Here is a 21,666-nt window from a genome sequence, read left to right as displayed (position 1 = left end):
TCAGTGTACCGTTGAATCCGAAGATTACGGTTAGCGTAACGTCGCGCGAAACATAAGCGGATACCACAGAATTTCCCATGACTTTCTGCTATCCTTCCCGCGCATTAGCATTATTAACCAGAGGCTTTACATCGTTTATGTCCGGCTGGCCACGAATTTACTACAAATTACTGAATTTACCATTAAGCATCCTGGTAAAAAGCAAGTCTATTCCGGCAGATCCTGCCCCGGAACTGGGACTCGATACCTCTCGTCCAATTATGTACGTTTTACCGTACAACTCAAAAGCGGATTTGCTGACGTTGCGCGCCCAGTGCCTGGCGCACGATCTGCCTGACCCATTAGAGCCGCTGGAAATAGACGGCACGTTACTGCCACGCTATGTGTTTATTCACGGCGGGCCGCGTGTTTTCACCTATTACACGCCGAAAGAAGAGTCCATTAAGCTGTTCCACGACTATCTCGATCTGCACCGTAGCAACCCGAATCTGGATGTGCAAATGGTGCCAGTATCGGTGATGTTTGGTCGTGCGCCGGGGCGTGAAAAAGGTGAAGTGAATCCACCTCTGCGCATGCTCAACGGCGTGCAGAAATTTTTCGCCGTGTTATGGCTCGGTCGCGACAGTTTTGTGCGTTTCTCTCCGTCAGTTTCGCTGCGCCGCATGGCTGACGAACACGGCACGGATAAAACCATCGCCCAAAAACTGGCGCGCGTGGCGCGTATGCACTTTGCCCGCCAGCGTCTGGCTGCTGTGGGGCCGCGTCTACCCGCTCGTCAGGATTTGTTCAATAAACTGCTCGCCTCGCGCGCCATTGCCAAAGCGGTAGAAGATGAAGCGCGCAGCAAAAAAATCTCCCATGAAAAAGCGCAGCAGAACGCTATTGCGCTGATGGAAGAGATTGCGGCGAACTTCTCTTACGAGATGATCCGCCTGACTGACCGTATTCTGGGCTTCACCTGGAACCGACTTTATCAGGGCATCAACGTCCATAACGCCGAGCGCGTTCGCCAGCTGGCCCACGACGGTCATGAGCTGGTGTATGTGCCTTGCCACCGTAGCCACATGGACTACCTGCTGCTTTCTTACGTGCTGTATCACCAGGGGCTGGTGCCGCCGCATATCGCCGCCGGGATCAACCTGAACTTCTGGCCTGCCGGGCCGATTTTCCGCCGTCTGGGGGCATTCTTTATTCGCCGTACTTTTAAAGGCAATAAACTTTATTCCACCGTTTTCCGTGAGTATCTCGGCGAGCTGTTCAGCCGTGGTTATTCCGTCGAGTACTTTGTGGAAGGTGGTCGTTCCCGTACAGGCCGTTTGCTGGATCCGAAAACCGGTACGCTGTCGATGACTATTCAGGCGATGCTGCGTGGTGGTACACGTCCGATTACGTTGGTTCCGATCTACATCGGTTATGAGCACGTCATGGAAGTGGGTACTTACGCCAAAGAACTGCGCGGCGCGACGAAAGAGAAAGAGAGCCTGCTGCAGATGCTGCGCGGCTTAAGCAAACTGCGTAATCTCGGTCAGGGCTACGTCAACTTCGGTGAACCAATGCCGTTGATGACCTACCTTAACCAGCACGTGCCAGACTGGCGTGAATCTATTGATCCAATCGAAGCGGTGCGTCCGGCCTGGTTAACGCCGACGGTGAATAACATTGCTGCCGATCTGATGGTACGCATTAACAACGCGGGCGCGGCTAACGCCATGAACCTGTGTTGTACTGCACTGCTGGCGTCACGTCAGCGCTCACTCACTCGCGAACAATTGACTGAGCAGCTTAATTGTTATCTCGATTTGATGCGCAACGTGCCTTACTCCACGGACTCTACTGTTCCTTCGGCCAGTGCCAGCGAGCTTATCGATCACGCGCTGCAGATGAACAAGTTTGAAGTTGAGAAGGATACTATCGGCGACATCATCATTCTGCCGCGCGAGCAAGCGGTACTGATGACCTACTATCGCAACAACATTGCGCATATGTTGGTCCTGCCTTCGCTGATGGCGGCGATTGTGACGCAGCATCGCCACATCTCCCGCGGCGTATTGATGGAGCACGTCAATGTGCTGTATCCAATGCTGAAAGCGGAGCTGTTCCTGCGCTGGGATCGCGACGAGTTACCGGGCGTGATTGATGCGCTGGCGAATGAAATGCAACGTCAGGGGCTGATTACCCTGCAAAATGACGAACTGCATATCAATCCGGCGCACTCCCGCACGCTTCAGTTGCTGGCCGCAGGCGCGCGCGAAACGCTACAACGTTATGCGATTACCTTCTGGTTATTGAGCGCTAACCCGTCGATCAACCGCGGTACGCTGGAGAAAGAGAGCCGCACCGTGGCACAACGTCTCTCCGTGCTGCACGGTATCAACGCACCGGAGTTCTTCGACAAAGCAGTGTTCAGTTCTCTGGTCCTGACACTGCGTGATGAAGGGTATATCAGCGACAGCGGCGACGCCGAACCGGCAGAGACGATGAAGGTCTATCAGTTGTTGGCGGAGTTGATTACGTCCGATGTACGTTTGACGATTGAGAGTGCGACGCAAAGCGAAGGGTAATCGGTGAGCGTTGCCGGATGCGGCGAAAACGCCTTATCCGGCCTACAATAACCTGCAAAATCAATAAATTGCGATGTGTTATGTAGGCCTGATAAGCGCAGCGCATCAGGCAGCTTTTCACAGAAAAAAAGCCGGATGACCATGATCCTCCGGCTTTTTTACATCGTCAGAAATGCCAGTAACTCATTGCCAGCCCTAAAAACAGCACCAGGCCAACATAGTTATTATTCATAAATGCTTTAAAGCAGGCTTCGCGCTCGCGGTTGGCAATCAGTTTTTGTTGATAAACAAACAGTGCGCCCGCGACCAGAATTGACCAGTAATATCCCCAGCCTAAGCCATTTAACTCGCCGACAATCGCCATCAGCACCAGTACGCCAATCTGCAAAATGCCGATAATCAACTTATCGTATTGGCCGAACAAGATGGCGGTGGACTTAATGCCAATCTTCACGTCATCGTCACGATCGACCATCGCATACTGCGTGTCATAAGCCACCGCCCACAGAATATTGGCAAGGAACATCAGCCAGCAGCTTAACGGCACCGATTCACTCACCGCGGCAAAAGCCATTGGAATCGACCAGCCAAACGCCGCGCCCAGCACCACTTGCGGTAAATGGGTATACCGCTTCATAAACGGGTACACCCACGCCAACGCCAGTCCGGCAATCGACAACAGAATGGTCATCGTGTTCAGCGTCAATACCAGTAGGAACGAAATCAGCACCAGCACCACAAATAGCGTTCGCGCCTCTTTCTCCGTAACCGCTCCGCTGGGAAGCGGTCGGTTTGCTGTGCGCTTCACATGACCATCAAATTTACGGTCAGCGTAGTCATTCACCACGCACCCGGCGGCGCGCATCAGCCAGACGCCAGCGACGAACACCGCCAGAATCCAGAGTTGGGGAACACCCGGCGTTGCCACCCACAACGCCCACAATGTTGGCCAGAGCAGCAGTAACGCGCCTATTGGCTTATCCGTACGCATTAAGCGATGAAACGCCAGCAGCTTATTCTGCGTCAGACTCCACTCCATATTTTTTTCCTCTTAGTACAACGGTGACGCCGGTAAAAACAGTTCAGTCAGCAACAGCGGCTTACCGCTTAATCGCAGGCGGGAACGGCGCCCCCAAAGTCCGGCATCACGGCCTATCTCAATAAAGTCCCGGGTTAATGTCGATGATGTGAACAGATAACGTCCTAATGGCGTTTTACCCAATTTTTGTAACGCCAGCTCGGGGCCACTTAACGTTGACACAGGGACGACGGTACGCCCGGCAAGCCAGGGTTCCCCATCGGCACATAGCAAAATTTCACGTAACCAGTAACGAGGTTCTTTCGGTAGCAGCGGTAATTCTTCGGGGATTTCATTCTGTTCGACAAATCCTTCGCGGATCATCGTCACGCTCACCGTTTTTCCCTGCTGTTCAAAACGTTTAGTCATGGAATCTTCGAGCAACAACCAGTCGAGTAGTTGCGGTTCCAGCGCAGGGATCTCTGCAAAATAGCGCAGCGCACGCAGTTGCGTTAACGCGGGGTGTGACATGCCGAACTCTCCGTTACATAACGTAAAGGCATTGTATCGCAGAAAAGCGATAACGGGAGATGTAAAGCATATTAAGTGATCTAATGCGCAACAAAAACGCAACAATCACATGGAAAGAGAAAAAAAGGTGCGCCAGGAGACGCACCAGTTGTTGCAAAATCAGCACTGTGGGGCGTAATTACCCCTTGCCTTTTACACTGCTGATAAAGGTGGAACGGGCAGATGTCGATCCCAGGCGTTCAGCTTCATCAAGCAGTTTTAACGCCTTATCAACATCACCTTTCGCGACAGCGTTTTTGATCGCGGTATTAAAATAACTTTCCGTGTCGTTGAGCATCGGTTCACTTTTCTTCGCTGGCGCCGGAGCTGGCGTTGCTGCGACTGGTGCCGTATAGGTCGCCGGAGCCGCAGTGTTGCCCACGGTCACCGGGCCTGGGCCAGATGAACCAAATAGCGGTCCCACCAGCACACTGGAGCTGGAGTTGGTTTTCACTTTCAGTTTCAGCAGACCATCGGTGGTATGACGGGCTACCGGGTCTGGAATATCAGGGATCGAGTTGCCGACGCCTTTGGCATAGGCTTTTGCCGGGTCGAGTAGTTGTGTCGTCTGCTGGAGATCTTTTTCAGTGGTAAAGACCAGAACATACAGTTTTTGCTGCCCCAACGCTGGCGTCAGGCGCATAACCCCTTCCAGACGATCTGCGCTCATGACGCCTGGTTCCTGGTAGGTGAAATAACTGCTGGGGAAGAAGGCTGATGGGGTCATGTTCTGATCAAGAATCAGCACGTTCGGCACAAATACGCTAGTTTGTTTGTTCACTTCGCTGGTCAGCGTAAGGGTCAGTTCGCCAATATTTGCCGGAACGCTGTATGCCGCAACCGGGCCGCTGATACCAGGAACGTTCAAACGTTGGCCGCCAGTCGCTAACTGGGTAGTCTGAGTTTTGGATTGATCGACGGGTGTCCAGGTTAATTGTTGTAGTGCGGCAGATGGAATAGCTGGTGCGTCACTGGTGTTTTGCGGTACGTAGTTGACGTCGGCAAGGCTAATTCCAGGCGCGCTCGCCAGCAACCCTGCTGATAAACAGAGGGCGATGAGACTTTTATTCATTTTCATTGTTTTCACCTCAAAATCTGGAGTTCAGCGGTAGCCAGGCAATAGCGCGCTTAACCCGATAATCAGAAGGGCTTACGCCCCTTATAGATAATGACAACCTGTTTTCATGCCGGATGCGGCGTGAACGCCTTATCCGGCCTACATTCGCCAACAGTTGTAGGCCTGATAAGACGCGACAGCGTCGCATCAGGCATTGATTACCGGATGCGGCGTGAACGCCTTATCCGGCCTACATTCACCAACAGTTGTAGGCCTGATAAGACGCGACAGCGTCGCATCAGGCGTTGATTACCGGATGCGGCGTGAACGCCTTATCCGGCCTACGATTAGCTATTACCACCAGATTTCCATCTGGGCGCCGAAGGTCCACTCGTCGCTATCGCCGCGACCGAAGCTTCCGCCTTCGAAGTTCGCCGGAACGGCTTTACCGTAGTTCGGGTTGGAAGAGGAACTACCGTTGTAGTCATAGCCCCATTTCTCATCCCACTTAGCGTAGGTTGCGAAGACACGGATTGCCGGGCGTGACCAGATGCTGTCGCCAGCCTGCCATTGTTGTGCAAGGGTGATTTTGTACTGATTGTTCTTGTCGCCAGTACGCTGGGATTCGACGTTGTCGTAGCCCACTTCCAGCAAGGTACTCATGATCGGCGTCCACTTGTACATCGGACGAATACCGACGGTCCACCATTTGGTGCCGTTGTCGTTATCCCAGTTGATGTCCTGGTACATACCCACGTACATCATGTCCCAGTTGTCACCCATAGAAATCGCACCATGATCCAGGATACGCAGCAGGTGACCGTTGTTGTTGATATTGTAGGCAAATTTTTCGTTATCAAACGCAACGCCAGAACCCTGCGACAGACCTTTACCCTGCGAGGTCATCGAGTCAGTAGCGTACTGAACAACAAACTTGTTAAAGCCTTTCAGGATGCTCTGGGTATGCTCGGCAGTGAACATCCAGCCATCTTTCGATGCACCATCAACCAGACGGTAGTTATCACGCAGGTTAGCGCGACCATAGTCGACACCCAGCTCTAAAGTTCCGCCCGGGTTGATTTCCATCTGCGCTAAACGCACGTCGAAGACATCGTTCGCTGTCTCGTTGGTATAGTCATAAATATTGTTGCTGGCGAAAGAGGAGGAACCACCTGCTTCAGAAGAGCGGGTTGCTGCCAGAGAGAGTTTACCGAAGCCAACATCAATGTTTTCCAGACCGGCACCAGGACCAGAAATATCCCAGTAGTAGAAGTCGATCATATGAACGTCATGACGCTGATAGAAACGCTTACCGGCCCAAATGGTGGAACCAGGCAGCCATTCAATCAGGTTTTTACCCTGCACGTTCGCTTCACGGAAGGCCGGATCGGTGGCTTCCCAGTCATTCTGTTGTGCTACGGAATAGGCCACGTTAGTGTCGAAATAGAAGCTCTTATCGCCCTCTTTCCACACTTCCTGTCCCAATTTTAATTCAGCATAAGTTTCACATTCGTTGCCAAGACGGTATTTACTTTGAGCACCGGTAGTCTGGAAACACTGTTGTTCACCGCCGCTCCCTGTCCAGCCGATACCGGAACGAGCGTAACCGTGGAAATCCACAGCCATTGCCTGAGCAGACATTACGCCCGCTGCGACGGCAACCGCCAGAGGAAGTTTGCGCAGAGTAATCATCATTCTATCTCCTGAGTCATTGCTTTTCTTTTTTCACATCACCTGTCACAGGTTTTGTGTCTTTTGTAGGGTGCTTAAACGCCCGGCTCCTGATGCAGTCGACGACACGCAGTGCCATCTTCACGGAACAGATGGCAACGCTCTGGCGGCAGGCCGATAGCGAATGTGGCACCTTCTTCTACCAACACTACGTCAGACTGGCGGTACACCAGGTTTTGACGAATGGAAGGGATCTGGATATGAATTTGGGTTTCGTTGCCGAGTTGTTCGACGACCTGAACTTCACCTTCAAGGATGACGTCGGCAATATCACTTGGCAGTAGATGTTCCGGGCGAATGCCAAGTGACATGTTGGCTCCGACCTGAACGTTGTGGCTTTCAACCGGAAGCCAGACTTGCTGGAGGTTTGGCATCGGCAGCTCAACCTGGACTTGATCGATTGCAACGGCGGTCACTTTTACCGGCAGGAAGTTCATCTTCGGCGAACCGATAAAACCGGCGACAAAGCGGTCGGCCGGGTAGTGATACAACTCAAGCGGTTTCCCGACCTGCGCCACGCGCCCGGCATCCAGTACCACGATTTTATCGGCCAGCGTCATCGCTTCGACCTGATCGTGGGTGACGTAGATCATCGTGCGGCCCAGACGTTTATGCAGGCGGGAGATTTCGATACGCATCTGCACACGCAGCGCAGCATCAAGGTTGGAGAGCGGTTCATCGAGTAAAAACACGCTTGGCTCGGCCACCAGTGTTCGACCAATCGCCACTCGCTGACGCTGCCCACCGGAGAGTGCCTTCGGTTTGCGATCCAGCAAGTGCGCCAGTTGCAGAACTTCCGCCACCTGGTTAACGCGCTGGTTGATCACCTCTTTCTTCGCGCCCGCCAGTTTCAGGCCAAAGGACATGTTTTCTGCCACTGACAGATGGGGATAGAGCGCATAGGACTGGAACACCATTCCGACGCCGCGTTCGGCTGGCGGGGTGTCGTTCATTCGTTTCTCACCGATGAACAGGTCGCCGCTGGTAATCGTCTCAAGGCCGGCAATCATGCGCAGTAATGTTGATTTACCGCAGCCAGATGGCCCGACAAACACCACGAATTCGCCTTCGTGGATCTCGAGATTAATATCTTTCGATACCACGACCTCACCCCAGGCTTTCGTTACATTTTGCAGCTGTACGCTCGCCATGCCCTTCTCCCTTCGTTACAACCTGTCATCGACAGCAACATTCATGATGCGGTGACTATGCTTCATCGACAGATGGCTTAAATCCTCCACCCCCAGGCTTTTTTATGGGGGAGGAGGCGGGAGGACGAGAAGAAGGCATCTGCATACTAATCCGATGAAAAGTACGGAAATTCGTGAAGTTGCTTGCAAAAATCATGGCGATTTTATGTGCGCCAACCCGCAATACTGCTGCTTCTGTGACAGAGATCACGCAAAGCGAAGGTGGGGCGTAGGGGCAAGGAGGATGGAAAGAGGTTGCCGTATAAAGAAACTAGAGTCCGTATAGGTGTTTTCACAAGCACTTCACCAACAAGGACCAGAGATTATGAAAATAAAAACAGGTGCACGCATCCTCGCATTATCCGCATTAACGACGATGATGTTTTCCGCCCCGGCTCTCGCCAAAATTGAAGAAGGTAAACTGGTAATCTGGATTAACGGCGATAAAGGCTACAACGGCCTCGCTGAAGTCGGTAAGAAATTCGAGAAAGATACCGGAATTAAAGTCACCGTTGAGCACCCGGATAAACTGGAAGAGAAATTCCCTCAAGTTGCGGCAACTGGCGATGGTCCGGACATCATCTTCTGGGCGCACGACCGCTTTGGCGGCTACGCCCAGTCAGGCCTGCTGGCTGAAATTTCCCCGGACAAAGCGCTCCAGGACAAGATATATCCGTTCACCTGGGATGCCGTGCGTTTTAACGGCAAACTCATTGCTTACCCAATTGCAGTTGAAGCGTTATCGCTGATTTATAACAAAGATCTGCTGCCGAACCCGCCAAAAACCTGGGAAGAGATCCCGGCGCTGGATAAAGAACTGAAAGCGAAAGGTAAGAGCGCGCTGATGTTCAACCTGCAAGAACCGTACTTCACCTGGCCGCTGATTGCTGCCGACGGTGGTTATGCGTTCAAGTATGAAAACGACAAATACAACGTGAAAGACGTTGGCGTGGATAACGCTGGCGCGAAAGCGGGTCTGACCTTCCTGGTTGATCTGGTTAAAAACAAACACATGAATGCGGATACTGATTACTCCATCGCAGAGGCAGCCTTTAACAAAGGAGAAACTGCGATGACCATTAATGGTCCGTGGGCATGGTCCAACATCGATACCAGCAAAGTGAACTACGGCGTGACGCTGCTGCCGACCTTCAAGGGGCAACCGTCCAAACCGTTCGTTGGCGTGCTGAGTGCAGGCATTAACGCGGCCAGTCCGAACAAAGAGCTGGCGAAAGAGTTCCTCGAAAACTACCTGCTGACCGACGAAGGTCTGGAAGCGGTGAATAAAGATAAACCGCTTGGCGCCGTGGCGCTGAAGTCTTACCAGGATCAGCTGGCGAAAGATCAGCGCATCGCCGCCACCATGGATAACGCCAAGAATGGTGAAATCATGCCGAACATCCCGCAGATGTCCGCCTTCTGGTATGCCGTGCGTACCGCAGTGATCAACGCAGCCAGTGGTCGTCAGACTGTTGATGCCGCGCTGAAAGATGCACAGGGTCGTATCACCAAGTAATGCTGTGAAATGCCGGATGCGGCGTAAACGCCTTATCCGGCCTACGAAAACGAAACGTATGTAGACCTGATAAGACGCACCAGCGTCGCATCAGGCAGTTGTTGCCGGATGCGGCGTGAACGCCTTATCCGGCCTACGAAAACGAAACGTATGTAGGCCTGATAAGACGCACCTGCGTCGCATCAGGCAGTTGTTGCCGGATGCGGCGTAAACGCTTTATCCGTCCTGGAATGAGGAAGAACCCCATGGATGTCATTAAAAAGAAACATTGGTGGCAAAGCGACGCGCTGAAATGGTCAGTGTTAGGTCTGCTCGGCCTGCTGGTGGGTTACCTTGTTGTTTTAATGTACGCACAAGGGGAATACCTGTTCGCCATTACCACGCTGATTTTGAGTTCAGCGGGGCTCTATATTTTCGCCAACCGTAAAGCTTACGCCTGGCGCTATGTTTATCCGGGAATGGCAGGAATGGGGCTATTCGTCCTCTTCCCTCTGGTTTGTACCATCGCCATCGCCTTCACCAACTACAGCAGCACCAATCAGCTTACCTTTGAACGCGCTCAGGAAGTTCTGTTGGACCGCTCCTGGCAGGCAGGGAAAACCTATAACTTTGGGCTTTATCCCGCGGGCGACGAGTGGCAACTGGCACTCACCGACGGCGAAACCGGCAAAAATTATCTCTCAGACGCTTTCAAATTTGGCGGCGAGCAAAAACTGGAACTGAAGGAAAGCGCCACGCAGCCTGAAGGCGAGCGTGCGAATCTGCGCGCGATTACCCAGAATCGTCAAGCCCTGAGCAACATTACTGCCATTCTGCCGGATGGTAACAAAGTGATGATGAGCTCCCTGCGCCAGTTCTCTGGCACTCAGCCGCTGTACACATTAGGCGATGACGGTACGCTGACCAATAATCAGAGCGGCGTAAAATATCGTCCAAACGACCAGATTGGTTTTTACCAGTCCATCACTGCTGACGGCAACTGGGGTGACGAAAAACTCAGCCCAGGTTATACCGTGACTACTGGCTGGAAAAACTTTACTCGCGTCTTCACCGACGAAGGGATCCAAAAACCGTTCCTCGCAATTTTCGTCTGGACCGTGGTGTTCTCGCTTATCACCGTCTTTTTAACGGTGGCGGTCGGCATGGTGCTGGCGTGTCTGGTGCAGTGGGAAGCGTTGCGCGGCAAAGCTATCTACCGCGTACTGCTGATTCTGCCCTACGCGGTGCCATCGTTTATTTCAATTTTGATTTTCAAAGGATTGTTCAACCAGAGCTTTGGTGAAATCAACATGATGTTGAGCGCGCTGTTTGGCGTGAAGCCCGCCTGGTTCAGCGACCCGACCACCGCACGAACGATGCTGATTATCGTCAACACCTGGCTGGGTTATCCGTACATGATGATCCTCTGCATGGGCTTGTTGAAAGCGATTCCGGACGATCTGTATGAAGCCTCAGCAATGGATGGCGCAAGTCCGTTCCAGAACTTTTTTAAGATTACGCTACCGCTGCTGATTAAGCCGCTCACACCGCTAATGATCGCCAGCTTCGCCTTTAACTTTAACAACTTCGTGCTGATTCAACTGTTGACCAACGGCGGCCCGGATCGTCTTGGCACCACCACGCCAGCCGGTTATACCGACCTGCTCGTTAACTACACCTACCGTATCGCCTTTGAAGGCGGCGGTGGTCAGGACTTCGGTCTGGCGGCGGCGATTGCCACGCTGATCTTCCTGCTGGTGGGTGCGTTGGCGATAGTGAACCTGAAAGCCACGCGAATGAAGTTTGATTAAGGGAGATAACAAAAATGGCAATGGTCCAACCGAAATCGCAAAAAGCACGTTTGTTTATTACTCACCTGCTACTGCTACTTTTTATCGCGGCGATTATGTTCCCGCTGCTGATGGTCGTTGCAATCTCGCTGCGCCAGGGAAACTTCGCAACCGGTAGCCTGATCCCGGAACAAATCTCATGGGATCACTGGAAACTGGCGTTAGGTTTTAGCGTTGAACAGGCTGATGGTCGCATTACGCCACCGCCGTTCCCGGTACTGCTGTGGCTATGGAACTCGGTGAAGGTCGCCGGAATTTCCGCGATTGGTATCGTGGCGCTCTCTACCACCTGCGCCTACGCCTTCGCCCGTATGCGCTTTCCTGGCAAAGCGACGCTGCTGAAAGGGATGCTGATTTTCCAGATGTTCCCGGCGGTACTCTCACTGGTGGCGTTGTATGCGTTATTTGACCGCCTGGGCGAGTATATTCCGTTCATCGGCCTGAATACCCACGGTGGCGTTATCTTCGCGTACCTGGGTGGGATTGCACTGCACGTCTGGACCATCAAAGGTTATTTCGAAACCATCGACAGCTCGCTGGAAGAAGCGGCGGCGCTGGACGGCGCGACACCGTGGCAGGCTTTCCGCCTCGTCCTGTTACCGCTGTCAGTACCGATTCTGGCGGTGGTGTTCATCCTGTCGTTTATTGCTGCCATTACCGAAGTTCCGGTCGCATCATTGTTACTGCGTGACGTGAACAGCTACACCCTGGCCGTGGGTATGCAGCAATACCTCAACCCGCAAAACTACCTGTGGGGCGATTTTGCTGCCGCTGCCGTGATGTCTGCATTACCCATCACCATCGTCTTCTTGCTGGCCCAACGCTGGCTGGTCAACGGCCTGACGGCAGGTGGTGTGAAAGGTTAAAGATGTTGTTGTGCCAATGTTATGCCGCTACACCCTCAACTTACGTTATCCCAACTTGTGACTGTTATTCGGCGCTCTTCGGAGCGCCTCTTTTTTATTCCCGCTTCAGCCGTTTCGAATTACACAGCCATAGGGTTATCACCAGTAGCAGGATCGCCGCAGAGTAGATCAACACATCCAATGGTGATTTATGATCGACGATGATCAAGCGCACAATGGCGGTGATCCCGATATAGACAAAGTAACGTAGTGGGAAGTGAAAACCGGACTGAAAGTATTTCACAATCAGGGCGATAAATTCGAAATAGAGAAAGTAAACCACCAGCCCTTCCACCAGCTCGTACTTGCTGGTTTGTTCTGGCGCGAACAGCACATCAGCCAGATGCACCGTTTCTTTACCGAGAAAGACAACCAGAATCAGGCCCAGGCACAACAGGCCAAGATTGAGTACGGTCTGCAAAATAGTGGAGATAAACTCCACGCGGGGACGAGATAGCGACGTCATAACAGCCCTCCAACTCAGTGGCGAGCTTCCTGTATAACGTAAAAATGTGACGGAGATCTATATTTTTTGTGTATGTTTTGTTCAACCTGAAGTTAGATGGCTCCTTCCGCCAACGCCAGATGCGGCGTGAACGCCTTATCCGGCCTACACGTTGGTGCTAATCCGTAGGCCGGATAAGCCGCGCCTGGCGGCGCATCCGGCAAGACACACTGCCCAAAAAATCACCCATTCAGGTGATTCCCAGCCACCAGCAATGCGCGAAAAATCGACAATGTTCCTCTGGAACAAATGAAACGTAACCTGATAAAGGTGGTAAAAATGAAGCCTTATTTTGCTGCTTTGTTGTTATCAGTCTCTGTTCTTCCTGCTTTTGCCGGTCCGCTCGGTACTGCTGATAAAGCCGACCTTCCGCAAAGCAATGTCTCCAGCCCAATGATGGCCCAGTCGCTCAGGCAACCAGACCTGCAACCGATATCGACGGACAGGAAGACAGAATGTTTTCGCCTTTACACACCAGATCGCAAACCGGGGGTAAACTGCGTTCCTGATGGCTCGACAGGCCATTAAGAGTGAAGGTGCCAGTGATTGCGAAAACTGGCACCTTTCCCATGACTTAGCGGAAATTCACGCTACGGTCGCTGGTCATGTCATACAACTGGAACTTACGCCCAAGTTGCTGACCACCGTCACGCGTCAGCGGCGTCCAGCCAATCGCCGCACGGCTACGTGTCGGGCCAGACGAGAAGAGATCCAACGGTACAGAGACATACACGCCTTTGGTGAAGTCCCCTTCCCCATACTCCTCTTTCGAAACATTAGTGATCGTGGCATAGCCGCCAACCACCACGCCGCTATCAAAGCGTTTGGCTATCTCCAGCGTGCCGCCTTTATCCCCTGCCAGATACTGCCCGACGCTGGCTTTCACTAACACATCCTGAGCGAAAGATGGCGTCCAGTACGCGGTCAGATGTCCGGTTTTCACGCTGTAATCGGTGAATTTCATCATATCTTTTGCGCTACGCCAGTCGCGCTGTTTAACGTAGTTGGCATCCAGACCTAACGCCCAGTTGCTATCCAGCGGGCGATACAACACTTCTGCCCCCACACCGCCAAACATGGTTTCGAGATAACCGCCGTAGACCTGACCGTAGAAGCCGTTGCCCAGATGCTGGAAGTAGTTGGCTTGCAGGTTATTCACATAGACATCATTCTGCACATACTCACGCACATGGGTACGAACGCGCGGTAAGTGCGAGTCCTGTGGTGGATTGGTGTAGTTAAACTTGTCGTAGTTGTTCGCCAGGTTCGCAAACAGGCTACCGGTGGTGAGCAGATGGTCTGTCAGCCACAAATCCGCCGTTCCCATCACGCCAAGTTGGTACATGTAAAAGTTTTCCGGGCCACCGACTGACTGGTTTAAGACCGGATCGATATGGAAATCAAAGCGCGATTTGTCGATATACCATCCCTGCTCGGTGGACGCAGGAACCACCGGCTCGACGCGTTTTTGCGCCAGCTTCGTTTCGTGGCCCAACGGCTCTCCGGCGAGATGTTTTTTCAGGCTGGCGACATCGGTTTCCGTCGTCACCTGCGGCATGTTAAGGCGGTTTTCCGTGATACGGATCGTCTTGATCCCATCCGGCAGATCGTTCATCACGATCCGATTAGCACGGATGATCCCTTCACGCGAATCACGATATTTCACTTGCTCGCCGCTGACGTATAACGTATCGCCTTTCGTCTGGATCTGCGGATCGGCCAGTCCGGCGTTGTATTTCAACAGCGTTAACTGATTCGCCACCACCGAGTGCTGCAAAATGGCATCCTGTGGCTGCGGTTGATATTGCGGGCGGGCGTTATCGTTGTACGAAGGACGTAGATCGTTAAAGTTGGTGCGCAGCGTGACGCCAAACATAAAGGTGTTACCGCGTTCATAGCTAAGGTTAACGTCGGCCCAATCGGTAACGCGATAAATCGCCCCGACGTTAAACTTACTTTTTTGCTCCAGCTTCCCGGCAAAATCCTGCTGATAATTATTGCCCTCATATTCCAGTTTCAGGCGCAGCGGCTGCCAGGGCGTCTGGTATTCCACGCCGCCAAACAGTGAGGCCGGGCCGTGGAACATCTGGCTGCCGTCGATAGATCCCGCCTGTTTGTAGCTGTTATCGCGATAGCAATATTTATCACTGGCTGAACAGAGCGGATTTTTTACATTACCGCTGGTGCCCAGATATCCCCAGCCCAGGCCAAGCGTAAAATCGAACGGCCCCCAGGCTTTGCTGGCGACAAGATATTCCGCATCAAACAGCCCCGTACCGCCGATATCCCGCGCACCAACCGCTATCTGTGGCAGCCAGTAACTCTCTTCCCACAAACGCAGTTTGAGATCGAAGGCTTTATCTTTGTACGTTTGATCACCAGAGAACGCTTCGACGCTGCTGTACTGGCGGGTGCGCACGTCGGTGTAGCGTAGCGTTGTTTCCAGCCACGGGAAGAGTTGCACTGAGGCAGAGTAATAACGGTACTGATCGTTATCGCGATAGTTCAGACTTAACTCCCCTTCCCGCGCCATACGAGCGGTGGGTGTTTGTAACAAACCGACTCCGCCGAAATCCGATTGCGACGGGCCAATGGGTGCAGGATACGTTTCGCCGTAGCAGGCTGTGCTAATGCCCAGTGCCAGCAAGCTGAACAGATGTCTTTTTTTCATTATTGCGGTATCCGCTGCGTCAGAGTCTGAAGAATGTCGGCGTTCAGGGCGTCAGGCGCCTTACTCCAGACGGAGTCCGCCAGGCCAACATAAATAATGCTGCCGGGCATCGGCTCTACGTGACGCTTGTTCCAGTAAGCCACCGGCGCTTTTTGCGTGCGTCCGTCCGGGTAAACGACCCACGCATAGCTGCGATCCGCACCACTAAGCAGGCTCTGGCCGGAGAGATAGCTCGCCACATCGCGACCAGGGGTGAATGGCTGATTGCCAGGACGGCTGATAAGCCCGAACAGCGTGACAGTGGACGGTGGTGGTCCGACCCACAGCGTGTAGTTGCCCTGCAACGGCGGATTACCGCGTTCGGCAACGCGCACGATATCGGGATCAAGATTGATTTTTTGCCTGCCAGTCACCTTCAACACCTGAATTTGCTGGCGTAAAGCGTTAATGGCGGCGGCATCGTCGGTGCTGGAATCTGCGGCCAGTTCTGCCAGCCGTGTCAGCAACGCCTGCTGCTGGCGCAATGCTGCCGCCGTTGCCAGCTCTTCGCTGATCACCGCTCCGGGCCACCAGCTATTCGCCAGTCGTGGTTGCCCCACCAGATCAATTAAATGCTCTGCGCCCGTTAGCGTTTTGGCTTCGCTGTTGCCATTGCTGAATACCTTGACGGTTCCCGTCGCAAAGACCGATGACGCTCCCACGCTCAAAATCAACGCGACAATAGTTTGTTTAATCACTGTTTTGCCGCCTTGATGAGAGTGGTTTTCACCGGGAAGTAGTCCGCGCCGAGATACTGTTCCGACTGGCGAATTTGACCTTCGCTATCGATCCAGTAGCGGTTATGCCAGCGCGCCTGGTCGGTTGAGACTTCTTCGTCCAGCACACGAACCGGGGTTTCATCGCTGCCGACTTTGACGGTATCGGTACCATCCCATTTGAAGACCGAGCGTGCGGTGGCGTAGCGCACCTGCTTATACTCGGTCCAGCCCATCGTGCGGGTCCATGTTGCGCCATCAACGATTTGTGCGGGTTTGATCAGCGGGTCAGCGGCAAGGTTATTCACTTCAATCAGGTTGTCGCCGCCAAGCAAAGTCTTCACCAGACGCCCATGTTGTGTGACGAGAGTCGCCTGATCCTGAGTGACCCATTTTTGTTGTCCGTCTTCAGCAAAGGCCAAAACGACAAATAACTGTGGACCACCATTAAGCTGCATGTACTGGCTGGCGTAGGGCATATTTTGAATATCATCGTCCGTCAGTTGTACGCCTGGCGTACCGAACAGACTGTCCCACAGTGAATTGCCCAGCTCTTGAGTAGTGGCTGAACACGCCTGTAATAACAGGCAGATAAGAATGAGTGCAGGTCGCTTCACGACTCTTCTCCAGAGGGGCAGAATAACCACACCGGAGTGTGGTTATGGTAAATCCCCGTCATACTTCAAGCCTCAGATGCGATGACTCGAATTATTTTGGGGATACATACGTTATTACTGGGTACTGGTGGTCGTGGTTGTGGTGGTTCCGGTATTAGAACCATCACCGCCACCGGTTGCCGCGAGCGCGACACCCACCGCCGAGCTTACGGTGCTGACGCTGGTCGCGGAGGAACTCCCCGCCGAAACCGACGTTGCCGCCGACCCTGCCGCTTCGCCCACCTGTACAGGTGCAGCCCACGCAGAAGTCGCCGCAAGCGCAGATATGGCAAAAATGCCATACAGAACTTTTTTCATAAGAATTTCCCTTCATTGAATGAATGGAGATTTACCCAAAAACATTTCGGGCGGGATCGAGTATACACAACTAAAGCATGCGAATTACGGCGCGGGTAATTAGTGATGGGGTTTTAGGATAATTGGAATGAATATCAATTATATATTTTCATTATATATAAATAATCATGTAAATCATTAAGTTAAAATAAACACAAAAGTGATTAACCTGCGTATTTTCCGAAATTATCACAGACTAAAAATCTATTTTAGGATTAACCTCACGGTATGGCTTTTGTTAAATCACAGACAAGGGGATTTATCTGATAAAACAATGCCGACTTATAGTCGGCATTTTTATTAAGGTTATTTAATCAATTGTGCTATGTATCAATTGCCGAATACGACGTACATATCGGCAGAGACCTGTAGGCCTGATAAGACGCGACCGCGTCGCATCAGGGCACCGGTTGCCGGATGCGGCGTAAACGCCTTATCCGGCCTACGTAGCGACATCAGGCATGCACGATGATTAACCGCGCCATGCTTTATAGCGGTTAATCAGCCCATTGGTTGAGCTATCGTGGCTGCTGATTTCTTTGTCATCTTTCAGCTCCGGCAGAATGCGGTTCGCCAGCTGTTTACCCAGCTCCACGCCCCACTGGTCAAAGGTGAAGATGTTCAGGATCACGCCCTGAGTAAAGATTTTGTGCTCATACAGCGCAATCAATGCCCCCAGGCTAAACGGAGTGATTTCGCGCAGCAGGATAGAGTTGGTCGGGCGGTTGCCTTCGAACACTTTGAACGGCACTACGTAGTCGAGCGTTGCCGGATCTTTACCCTGATCGCGATACTCCTGTTCAACCACTTCACGGGATTTACCAAACGCCAGCGCTTCAGTCTGAGCGAAGAAGTTAGACAGCAGTTTCTGGTGGTGATCAGAGAGCGGATTATGAGTGATAGCCGGGGCGATGAAATCACACGGCACCATTTTGGTTCCCTGGTGGATCAGCTGGTAAAACGCGTGCTGACCGTTCGTACCTGGTTCACCCCAGATAATCGGGCCAGTCTGGTAATCCACGACGTTACCGTTACGGTCAACGTACTTACCGTTGGACTCCATATTGCCCTGCTGGAAGTACGCCGCGAAACGGTGCATATACTGGTCGTACGGCAGAATCGCTTCAGTTTCAGCGCCAAAGAAATTGTTGTACCAGATGCCGATCAGCGCCAACAGTACAGGCAGGTTTTTCTCCGCAGGCGTGGTGGAGAAATGCTTGTCCATCGCATGTGCGCCAGAAAGCAGTTCAACGAAGTTATCAAAGCCAATGGAGAGAACAATCGACAGACCAATCGCTGACCACAAAGAGTAACGGCCGCCGACCCAGTCCCAAAACTCGAACATGTTGGCGGTATCAATACCAAACTCGCCGACGGCTTTGGCGTTGGTGGAAAGCGCAGCGAAATGTTTCGCAACGTGTTTTTCATCACCTGCCGCTTTCAGGAACCAGTCACGCGCGCTATGAGCGTTGGTCATGGTTTCCTGAGTAGTAAAGGTTTTGGATGCTACCAGGAACAGCGTGGTTTCCGGGTTTACTTTTTTCAGCACTTCCGCGATGTGAGTCCCATCGACGTTAGAAACAAAGTGCATGTTCAGGTGATTTTTGTACGGACGCAGTGCTTCAGTCACCATGTACGGACCAAGGTCAGAACCGCCGATACCGATGTTCACCACGTCGGTGATTGCTTTGCCGGTATAGCCTTTCCACTCACCAGAAATAATCGCTTCCGAGAAGGTTTTCATCTTCTCCAGCACTGCGTTAACTTCCGGCATGACATCTTTGCCATCAACCAGAATCGGGGTGTTGCTACGGTTACGCAGCGCCACGTGCAGCACGGCACGGTTTTCGGTGCGGTTGATCTTCTCGCCAGAGAACATCGACTTAATCGCGCCCGCCAGATCGCACTCTTTCGCCAGATCCTGCAATTTCGCCAGCGTCTCTTCGGTGATGCGGTTTTTGGAGTAATCCACCAGCATCTGATCGTCGAAGGTTGCGGAGAACTTAGAAAAACGATCGCCGTCTTTAGCAAAAAGATCGGCGATCGTTACGTCTTTCATTTCATCGAAGTGTTTCTGTAGTGCCTGCCAGGCTGCGGTCTGTGTTGGATTGATGTTTTTCATTAGCAATACTCTTCTGATTTTGAGAATTGTGACTTTGGAAGATTGTAGCGCCAGTCACAGAAAAATGTGATGGTTTTAGTGCCGTTAGCTCGACTGGCTAGCGAAGAGGGTAAAAAGTATCGCTGTTATAAGCACAATTTCTCACCACTCCCGCTGCATGAAAAATCCGCATAATCCCAGCGTTGACAGCCTCCCCCACACCTTTTATTTATAAATACGGTTTGCGCCTGCACCGGTTTCAGTTCTGCCTTTGTGCCATGGTCGCTTCTTCCACTCCCTGACACGAGGTAGTTATGCCCGATATTGTTGTCTCTAAATTTGGTGGTACTAGCGTTGCTGATTTTGACGCCATGAATCGCAGCGCCGACATTGTGCTTTCCGATGCAAATGTGCGTTTAGTCGTCCTCTCGGCTTCCGCCGGGATCACTAATCTGTTGGTTGCTCTGGCTGAAGGACTGGAACCAGCTGAACGCTTCGCAAAACTTGATGCTATTCGCAATATCCAGTTCGCTATTCTGGAACGTCTGCGCTACCCCAATGTCATCCGCGAAGAGATTGAACGTCTACTGGAGAATATTACTGTGCTGGCGGAAGCTGCTGCACTGGCAACCTCTCCAGCGCTAACTGATGAACTGGTCAGCCACGGCGAACTAATGTCTACCCTGCTGTTTGTGGAGATTCTGCGTGAGCGCAATGTTCAGGCCCAGTGGTTTGATGTGCGTAAAGTGATGCGCACAAACGATCGCTTTGGCCGCGCGGAGCCAGATATTGCTGCGCTGAAGGAACTGTCTGCGCTGCAACTAACCCCACGTCTCAGCGAAGGTTTAGTCATCACTCAGGGCTTTATTGGGAGTGAAAGTAAAGGGCGAACCACAACACTTGGTCGCGGCGGTAGTGACTACACGGCGGCACTATTGGCAGAAGCGTTAAACGCTGCTCGTGTCGATATCTGGACAGATGTGCCGGGGATTTATACTACCGACCCACGCGTCGTGCCTGATGCTAAACGAATTGATGAAATCGCCTTTGAAGAAGCGGCTGAGATGGCAACCTTTGGCGCCAAAGTACTTCATCCGGCAACCTTACTGCCTGCAGTGCGCAGCGATATCCCGGTGTTTGTCGGTTCAAGTAAAGATCCGCGTGCTGGCGGTACTTTGGTGTGTAATAAAACCGAAAATCCGCCGTTGTTCCGTGCGCTGGCTCTGCGTCGCAAACAAACGCTGTTAACCCTGCATAGCCTGAATATGCTGCATTCTCGCGGCTTCCTCGCGGAAGTTTTCGGCATTCTCGCACGGCATAATATTTCGGTGGATTTAATTACTACGTCTGAGGTGAGCGTGGCGCTGACCCTCGACACTACCGGTTCAACGTCAACGGGCGATACGTTGCTGACACAATCGCTGCTGATGGAGCTTTCAGCGCTGTGCCGGGTGGAAGTGGAAGAAGGCCTGGCACTGGTGGCTCTGATTGGTAACGACCTGTCAAAAGCCTGTGGCGTTGGCAAAGAGGTGTTTGGCGTACTTGAACCGTTCAACATTCGCATGATTTGCTACGGCGCTTCCAGCCATAACCTGTGCTTCCTGGTACCAGGCGAAGACGCGGAGCAAGTCGTGCAGAAATTGCATAGTAATTTGTTTGAGTAAACGATCAGTACAGGCGAGTTGCGACTCCGTATCGCTACTCGCCATGCCGGTGCAATCATCACTACATACGACTCTGCTGCTTCTCCGTATGCACACGTTTGACTATCTTATAAATCCATTGCAGCGTCAGATTATATTTCTTCGCTAATTCGGCGTAGTTGCGCCCATCGCACTCGCTATAGATTTGGTAGTCACGCTCCGATGCTCGTCCGGAGATCCCCTTAGGGAAATAAATGCTTTGCCCACCCCAGTTGCGCATCATTCGATCGGCAATGGCAAAACCCACATTTTCTGCCGATGAGCTGTCCAGATTAATGCTCTCAATCAGAACTTGCGATGCATGAAAAGCCAGGTCGTTAATGATCTCCGGTGTCCGGGCCATCTCTTTTGATTTTCGTATCATTTTTCATCTCCATATATCTTGCATCCTGTATAAGACCCGATGCGTGTAAAACCACGGATATACGCTAAACAGTTGTTATTACTGTTACTCAATACATTCAACAAACAAATAAACAATTATCAGAAGTATAAAACTTTAATATCAATGAACTTCATAAATTCACAAAATAAATATATT

At 52.2% G+C, this 21,666-nt stretch carries 18 protein-coding genes; 6 read left to right on the top strand and 12 right to left on the bottom strand.

The genetic code is table 11. The features are described from left to right. The first annotated feature begins 137 nt into the window (after nucleotides 1-137). Nucleotides 138-2,561, top strand: coding sequence for a glycerol-3-phosphate 1-O-acyltransferase PlsB (gene plsB, locus A9180_RS01525; RefSeq protein WP_064525556.1), 2,424 nt, complete (start codon nucleotides 138-140; stop codon nucleotides 2,559-2,561). A 166-nt stretch (nucleotides 2,562-2,727) separates the two neighbouring features. Here plsB and ubiA read toward each other — a convergent pair whose 3' ends face one another. From ubiA to malK, 5 genes are all read right to left on the bottom strand, one after another. Further along, nucleotides 2,728-3,600, bottom strand: coding sequence for a 4-hydroxybenzoate octaprenyltransferase (ubiA, locus tag A9180_RS01520; protein ID WP_064525553.1), 873 nt, complete (start codon nucleotides 3,598-3,600; stop codon nucleotides 2,728-2,730). A 12-nt stretch (nucleotides 3,601-3,612) separates the two neighbouring features. Next, nucleotides 3,613-4,110, bottom strand: coding sequence for a chorismate lyase (gene ubiC, locus A9180_RS01515; protein WP_064525550.1), 498 nt, complete (start codon nucleotides 4,108-4,110; stop codon nucleotides 3,613-3,615). 178 nt (nucleotides 4,111-4,288) lie between these two features. After that, nucleotides 4,289-5,227, bottom strand: coding sequence for a maltose operon protein MalM (gene malM / locus A9180_RS01510; RefSeq protein ID WP_064525545.1), 939 nt, complete (start codon nucleotides 5,225-5,227; stop codon nucleotides 4,289-4,291). A 333-nt stretch (nucleotides 5,228-5,560) separates the two neighbouring features. Beyond that, nucleotides 5,561-6,901 (bottom strand): maltoporin LamB, encoded by a 1,341-nt coding sequence (gene lamB, locus A9180_RS01505; protein ID WP_064525542.1) that lies wholly within the window; start codon nucleotides 6,899-6,901, stop codon nucleotides 5,561-5,563. 71 nt (nucleotides 6,902-6,972) lie between these two features. Next, nucleotides 6,973-8,088, bottom strand: coding sequence for a maltose/maltodextrin ABC transporter ATP-binding protein MalK (gene malK, locus A9180_RS01500; RefSeq protein WP_064525541.1), 1,116 nt, complete (start codon nucleotides 8,086-8,088; stop codon nucleotides 6,973-6,975). 364 nt (nucleotides 8,089-8,452) lie between these two features. Between malK and malE the strand changes: the two genes are divergently transcribed. From malE to malG, 3 genes are all read left to right on the top strand, one after another. Next, nucleotides 8,453-9,643 carry a maltose/maltodextrin ABC transporter substrate-binding protein MalE gene (gene malE / locus A9180_RS01490; protein WP_064525535.1) on the top strand — a complete coding sequence of 397 codons (1,191 nt, stop codon included), beginning with the start codon at nucleotides 8,453-8,455 and terminating at the stop codon, nucleotides 9,641-9,643. 245 nt (nucleotides 9,644-9,888) lie between these two features. Beyond that, complete coding sequence (gene malF / locus A9180_RS01485) at nucleotides 9,889-11,433, top strand: maltose ABC transporter permease MalF (RefSeq protein ID WP_064525532.1); 1,545 nt, start codon at nucleotides 9,889-9,891, stop codon at nucleotides 11,431-11,433. A gap of 14 nt (nucleotides 11,434-11,447) precedes the next feature. Beyond that, on the top strand, nucleotides 11,448-12,338 hold the full coding sequence (gene malG, locus A9180_RS01480) for a maltose ABC transporter permease MalG (protein ID WP_001252058.1): 891 nt from the start codon (nucleotides 11,448-11,450) through the stop codon (nucleotides 12,336-12,338). 94 nt (nucleotides 12,339-12,432) lie between these two features. Here malG and psiE read toward each other — a convergent pair whose 3' ends face one another. Next, nucleotides 12,433-12,843 carry a phosphate-starvation-inducible protein PsiE gene (gene psiE, locus A9180_RS01475; RefSeq protein ID WP_000202902.1) on the bottom strand — a complete coding sequence of 137 codons (411 nt, stop codon included), beginning with the start codon at nucleotides 12,841-12,843 and terminating at the stop codon, nucleotides 12,433-12,435. Nucleotides 12,844-13,131: 288 nt separating this feature from the next. Here psiE and A9180_RS01465 point away from each other — a divergent pair, with 288 nt between their 5' ends. Continuing rightward, nucleotides 13,132-13,410, top strand: coding sequence for a hypothetical protein (locus A9180_RS01465; RefSeq protein ID WP_064525529.1), 279 nt, complete (start codon nucleotides 13,132-13,134; stop codon nucleotides 13,408-13,410). A gap of 46 nt (nucleotides 13,411-13,456) precedes the next feature. Here the strand turns inward: A9180_RS01465 and A9180_RS01460 are convergent, their stop codons facing one another. The 5 genes from A9180_RS01460 to pgi form a co-directional block, all read right to left on the bottom strand. Then, nucleotides 13,457-15,553: a YjbH domain-containing protein gene (locus A9180_RS01460; RefSeq protein WP_064525526.1), complete on the bottom strand. Its 2,097-nt coding sequence runs from the start codon at nucleotides 15,551-15,553 to the stop codon at nucleotides 13,457-13,459. Beyond that, complete coding sequence (locus A9180_RS01455; RefSeq protein WP_064525523.1) at nucleotides 15,553-16,290, bottom strand: capsule biosynthesis GfcC family protein; 738 nt, start codon at nucleotides 16,288-16,290, stop codon at nucleotides 15,553-15,555. The genes A9180_RS01460 and A9180_RS01455 overlap by 1 nt, the downstream gene beginning before the upstream one ends. Then, nucleotides 16,287-16,925 (bottom strand): YjbF family lipoprotein, encoded by a 639-nt coding sequence (locus A9180_RS01450; RefSeq protein ID WP_064525519.1) that lies wholly within the window; start codon nucleotides 16,923-16,925, stop codon nucleotides 16,287-16,289. The genes A9180_RS01455 and A9180_RS01450 overlap by 4 nt, the downstream gene beginning before the upstream one ends. A gap of 114 nt (nucleotides 16,926-17,039) precedes the next feature. Beyond that, a complete protein-coding gene (gene yjbE / locus A9180_RS01445; protein ID WP_000757333.1) occupies nucleotides 17,040-17,282 on the bottom strand; it encodes an exopolysaccharide production protein YjbE in 243 nt (80 codons plus the stop codon). Between the two features lie 511 nt (nucleotides 17,283-17,793). Beyond that, nucleotides 17,794-19,443: a glucose-6-phosphate isomerase gene (gene pgi, locus A9180_RS01440; RefSeq protein ID WP_000789986.1), complete on the bottom strand. Its 1,650-nt coding sequence runs from the start codon at nucleotides 19,441-19,443 to the stop codon at nucleotides 17,794-17,796. A gap of 293 nt (nucleotides 19,444-19,736) precedes the next feature. Here pgi and lysC point away from each other — a divergent pair, with 293 nt between their 5' ends. Then, nucleotides 19,737-21,086 (top strand): lysine-sensitive aspartokinase 3, encoded by a 1,350-nt coding sequence (gene lysC, locus A9180_RS01435; protein ID WP_064525516.1) that lies wholly within the window; start codon nucleotides 19,737-19,739, stop codon nucleotides 21,084-21,086. Nucleotides 21,087-21,147: 61 nt separating this feature from the next. Here lysC and A9180_RS01430 read toward each other — a convergent pair whose 3' ends face one another. Beyond that, on the bottom strand, nucleotides 21,148-21,489 hold the full coding sequence (locus A9180_RS01430) for a Mor transcription activator family protein (RefSeq protein ID WP_001402759.1): 342 nt from the start codon (nucleotides 21,487-21,489) through the stop codon (nucleotides 21,148-21,150). Nucleotides 21,490-21,666 lie beyond the last annotated feature (177 nt).

Source organism: Escherichia sp. B1147, assembly GCF_001660175.1.
Lineage (GTDB): Bacteria > Pseudomonadota > Gammaproteobacteria > Enterobacterales > Enterobacteriaceae > Escherichia > Escherichia whittamii.
Note: the sequence above shows the minus strand (reverse complement) of the source record. Positions and strands in the feature narration are given on the sequence as shown.

Coding starts and splice junctions, on each gene's coding strand:
- plsB (WP_064525556.1), top strand. CDS start 138: ATGTCCGGCTGGCCACGAATTTACTACAAATTACTGAATTTACCATTA.
- ubiA (WP_064525553.1), bottom strand. CDS start 3,600: ATGGAGTGGAGTCTGACGCAGAATAAGCTGCTGGCGTTTCATCGCTTA.
- ubiC (WP_064525550.1), bottom strand. CDS start 4,110: ATGTCACACCCCGCGTTAACGCAACTGCGTGCGCTGCGCTATTTTGCA.
- malM (WP_064525545.1), bottom strand. CDS start 5,227: ATGAAAATGAATAAAAGTCTCATCGCCCTCTGTTTATCAGCAGGGTTG.
- lamB (WP_064525542.1), bottom strand. CDS start 6,901: ATGATGATTACTCTGCGCAAACTTCCTCTGGCGGTTGCCGTCGCAGCG.
- malK (WP_064525541.1), bottom strand. CDS start 8,088: ATGGCGAGCGTACAGCTGCAAAATGTAACGAAAGCCTGGGGTGAGGTC.
- malE (WP_064525535.1), top strand. CDS start 8,453: ATGAAAATAAAAACAGGTGCACGCATCCTCGCATTATCCGCATTAACG.
- malF (WP_064525532.1), top strand. CDS start 9,889: ATGGATGTCATTAAAAAGAAACATTGGTGGCAAAGCGACGCGCTGAAA.
- malG (WP_001252058.1), top strand. CDS start 11,448: ATGGCAATGGTCCAACCGAAATCGCAAAAAGCACGTTTGTTTATTACT.
- psiE (WP_000202902.1), bottom strand. CDS start 12,843: ATGACGTCGCTATCTCGTCCCCGCGTGGAGTTTATCTCCACTATTTTG.
- A9180_RS01465 (WP_064525529.1), top strand. CDS start 13,132: ATGAAACGTAACCTGATAAAGGTGGTAAAAATGAAGCCTTATTTTGCT.
- A9180_RS01460 (WP_064525526.1), bottom strand. CDS start 15,553: ATGAAAAAAAGACATCTGTTCAGCTTGCTGGCACTGGGCATTAGCACA.
- yjbE (WP_000757333.1), bottom strand. CDS start 17,282: ATGAAAAAAGTTCTGTATGGCATTTTTGCCATATCTGCGCTTGCGGCG.
- pgi (WP_000789986.1), bottom strand. CDS start 19,443: ATGAAAAACATCAATCCAACACAGACCGCAGCCTGGCAGGCACTACAG.
- lysC (WP_064525516.1), top strand. CDS start 19,737: ATGCCCGATATTGTTGTCTCTAAATTTGGTGGTACTAGCGTTGCTGAT.
- A9180_RS01430 (WP_001402759.1), bottom strand. CDS start 21,489: ATGATACGAAAATCAAAAGAGATGGCCCGGACACCGGAGATCATTAAC.